This is a genomic window from Desulfovibrio sp. 1214_IL3152 (assembly GCF_036763055.1).
Taxonomy (GTDB): domain Bacteria; phylum Desulfobacterota; class Desulfovibrionia; order Desulfovibrionales; family Desulfovibrionaceae; genus Desulfovibrio.
The window spans coordinates 1-2163 of record NZ_JBAIYW010000305.1; the positions used below are offsets into that span (position 1 = coordinate 1).

At 60.7% G+C, this 2163-nt stretch carries 3 protein-coding genes and 1 pseudogene; all 4 read left to right on the top strand.

The window, feature by feature from the left end; genetic code table 11:
• The coding region (locus V6C07_RS06495) for a HisA/HisF-related TIM barrel protein (protein WP_333535537.1) at positions 1-512 on the top strand (512 nt) is incomplete at its 5' end.
• A 449-nt stretch (positions 513-961) separates the two neighbouring features.
• Entirely contained in the window at positions 962-1396 is a 435-nt protein-coding gene (locus V6C07_RS06500; protein ID WP_333535538.1) for a DMT family transporter, read from the top strand.
• Complete coding sequence (locus V6C07_RS06505; RefSeq protein ID WP_333535539.1) at positions 1396-1734, top strand: SMR family transporter; 339 nt, start codon at positions 1396-1398, stop codon at positions 1732-1734. The genes V6C07_RS06500 and V6C07_RS06505 overlap by 1 nt, the downstream gene beginning before the upstream one ends.
• 147 nt (positions 1735-1881) lie before the next feature.
• Positions 1882-2163 (top strand): annotated as a pseudogene (locus tag V6C07_RS06510) (hypothetical protein); the annotation flags it as partial.

The following is a 2163-nucleotide window of genomic DNA, read 5'->3' on the forward strand; positions in this document are numbered from 1 at the left end:
TCGGCATACGCGACATGCGGACCGCCGAAGCCTATCTGGAAGCCGGGGTGCACCGGCTTATCATCGGCACCCTGGCCTTGGAGCAGCCCGCCCTTTTTGCGGATATGTGCCGCGCCTTTCCGGGTCGGGTCGGCGTATCCCTCGATGCCGAAGGCGGAAAGCTGAAAAGCCGGGGGTGGGTGGAAGACACGGGCATGACCGTTGATACGGCCCTGCCCCGCCTGCTTGACGGCGGCGCAGCCTTTGTCATCTACACAGACATTGAACGCGACGGCATGCAGTGCGGCGTCAACATAGCCGCGCTGGAGCATCTGGCCCGCCTCTCCACCGTGCCGGTCATTGCCGCCGGGGGCGTAGCCACCCTTGAAGACGTGCAAAAGATCTACCCTCTCACCCTTGAGACCAGCCTTATAGGCGCGGTGAGCGGGCGCGCCCTCTACGAGGGGACCCTTGACCTCAAGGAAGCCAATGCCTGGATAGACTCCCGGCAAAGCTCGTCCCAAAGCGGCTAGCCAGCCTGCGCTGGCAAACCACGCAAAAGCTGCGCGGCCAGGCGATAGCAAGAGTACAACGCAAAGCGCGCCACGGTTCAGGCCGGGCGCGCTTTGGCCGTCTGTGGCGCAGCGGAGTTGGGTCGGACAATTTTGTCCCTGCAAACACCTCTTCGCAAAGATTATGAAGTGTTCCGGCAGCTTCCGCCTGGGCCGCCTGCCCCGCCGTGCGCCCTTGCCAAGCTTCGCTGCAGAACATATACTCTGAGACATGAATCCAGCTTCCTGTCATTGGTCCCGCATATGCAGCCGCCCCTTTTGCGGCTACCCTGAAGAACGTTACTGGCGTTCATTTCTTTAATTCCCCGTCTGCGAAAACTGTTTGATGCATGGCCCCTGCGGGAGGCCAGGGCTTTTTCTGTTTCAAATACCGGGCTGAAACATCAGCCTGACAGCGCAGCGAGGATATAATGCTTGAAACCAAACCCTATCACTGGCTCTGCCTCATGGGGGCCATTATTTTCGAAGTGGCCGGGACCACAGTCATGAAGATGGCTCAGGGATGGGGCTTTGCCCATGCAGCCATGCTCGGCCTTGTGCTTATGTGGCTGGCTATCGCGCTTTCGTATTACATGCTGGCAAAAGCCACCACCGGCCTGCCTGTAGGTGTGGCTTTCGCCTTCTGGGAGGGCCTTGGCCTGACCTTCATTACCATATGCAGCGTGCTGCTGCTCGATGAAAGCCTGACCATGACGCGCGCCCTCGGCCTTGTCTGCGTGCTGGCCGGAGCCTTGCTGGTACACCACGGCACAGGCCACGGCAAAAAAGACATTCATCCGGCGGCCCGCCCCACGTCCAGCCTGAAGGCGGGCGACAGCGCGGCCGATGCGGGAGGGAACGCATAATGCAGACCCTTGCCTCTTTTTTCAGCCTTTCTCTTTTGCTGGTGGTGCTGGCGGCGGTGCTGGACGTGCTGGCAAACTTGCTGCTGGCAAAGTCCGGCGGCTTCAGGCGGCGCTGGCTGGGTTTTTTCTCTCTGCTGCTGGTGGGCCTTGCTTTTTATTGTCTGTCCCTGGCCGTACGGCATATGGATCTGGCCGTGGCCTATGCCATGTGGGGCAGCTTCGGCATTCTGGGCACATCGCTGGGCGGCTGGCTGTTTTTCAGCCAGAAGCTGCGGCCCTGCGCCTTTGCGGGCATGGCCCTGCTCATGACGGGCATGGCCCTTTTGCATTTGAGCTAACCACGGTCTGCACACAAAGCACATCTGCCATGTGCGGCAGACCGCCAAAAGAAACGCGCACAACGGCTCAGCCCCGACCTGCGCACTTGAAGAAGAGGGGCCACAGCGTGAACCGCCCGAGCGGTCGCGCAAGCCCCGGAGGCGAGCATGAAAAAAGGATTCTGGGATTATCTTGAAAAATGGCGCGGTCTTTTTCCGCGCCGCAGGGTACTACGCTGGCGCGACGGCTGGCTGCAAAACGGCTATTGCCGTGACTGCCGCTATTGCTGCGGGCCACAGGATTCCAATGAGCCTTTCCCCATGCCCCTGCTGCCCCGGCAGTTGCACGCGAGTATGGAAAAAGACTTTTACATGCTTGACGACCACACCGCCTATATGGATGGGCGCGGCTGCAAGGCCTGTACGCCTCACGGGTGCGGGCTGCCGCGC

What these genes read in the sequence shown, in the direction of transcription:
- V6C07_RS06505 (WP_333535539.1), top strand. Translation starts at nt 1,396, where the DNA reads ATGCAGACCCTTGCCTCTTTTTTCAGCCTTTCTCTTTTGCTGGTGGTG.
- V6C07_RS06500 (WP_333535538.1), top strand. Translation starts at nt 962, where the DNA reads ATGCTTGAAACCAAACCCTATCACTGGCTCTGCCTCATGGGGGCCATT.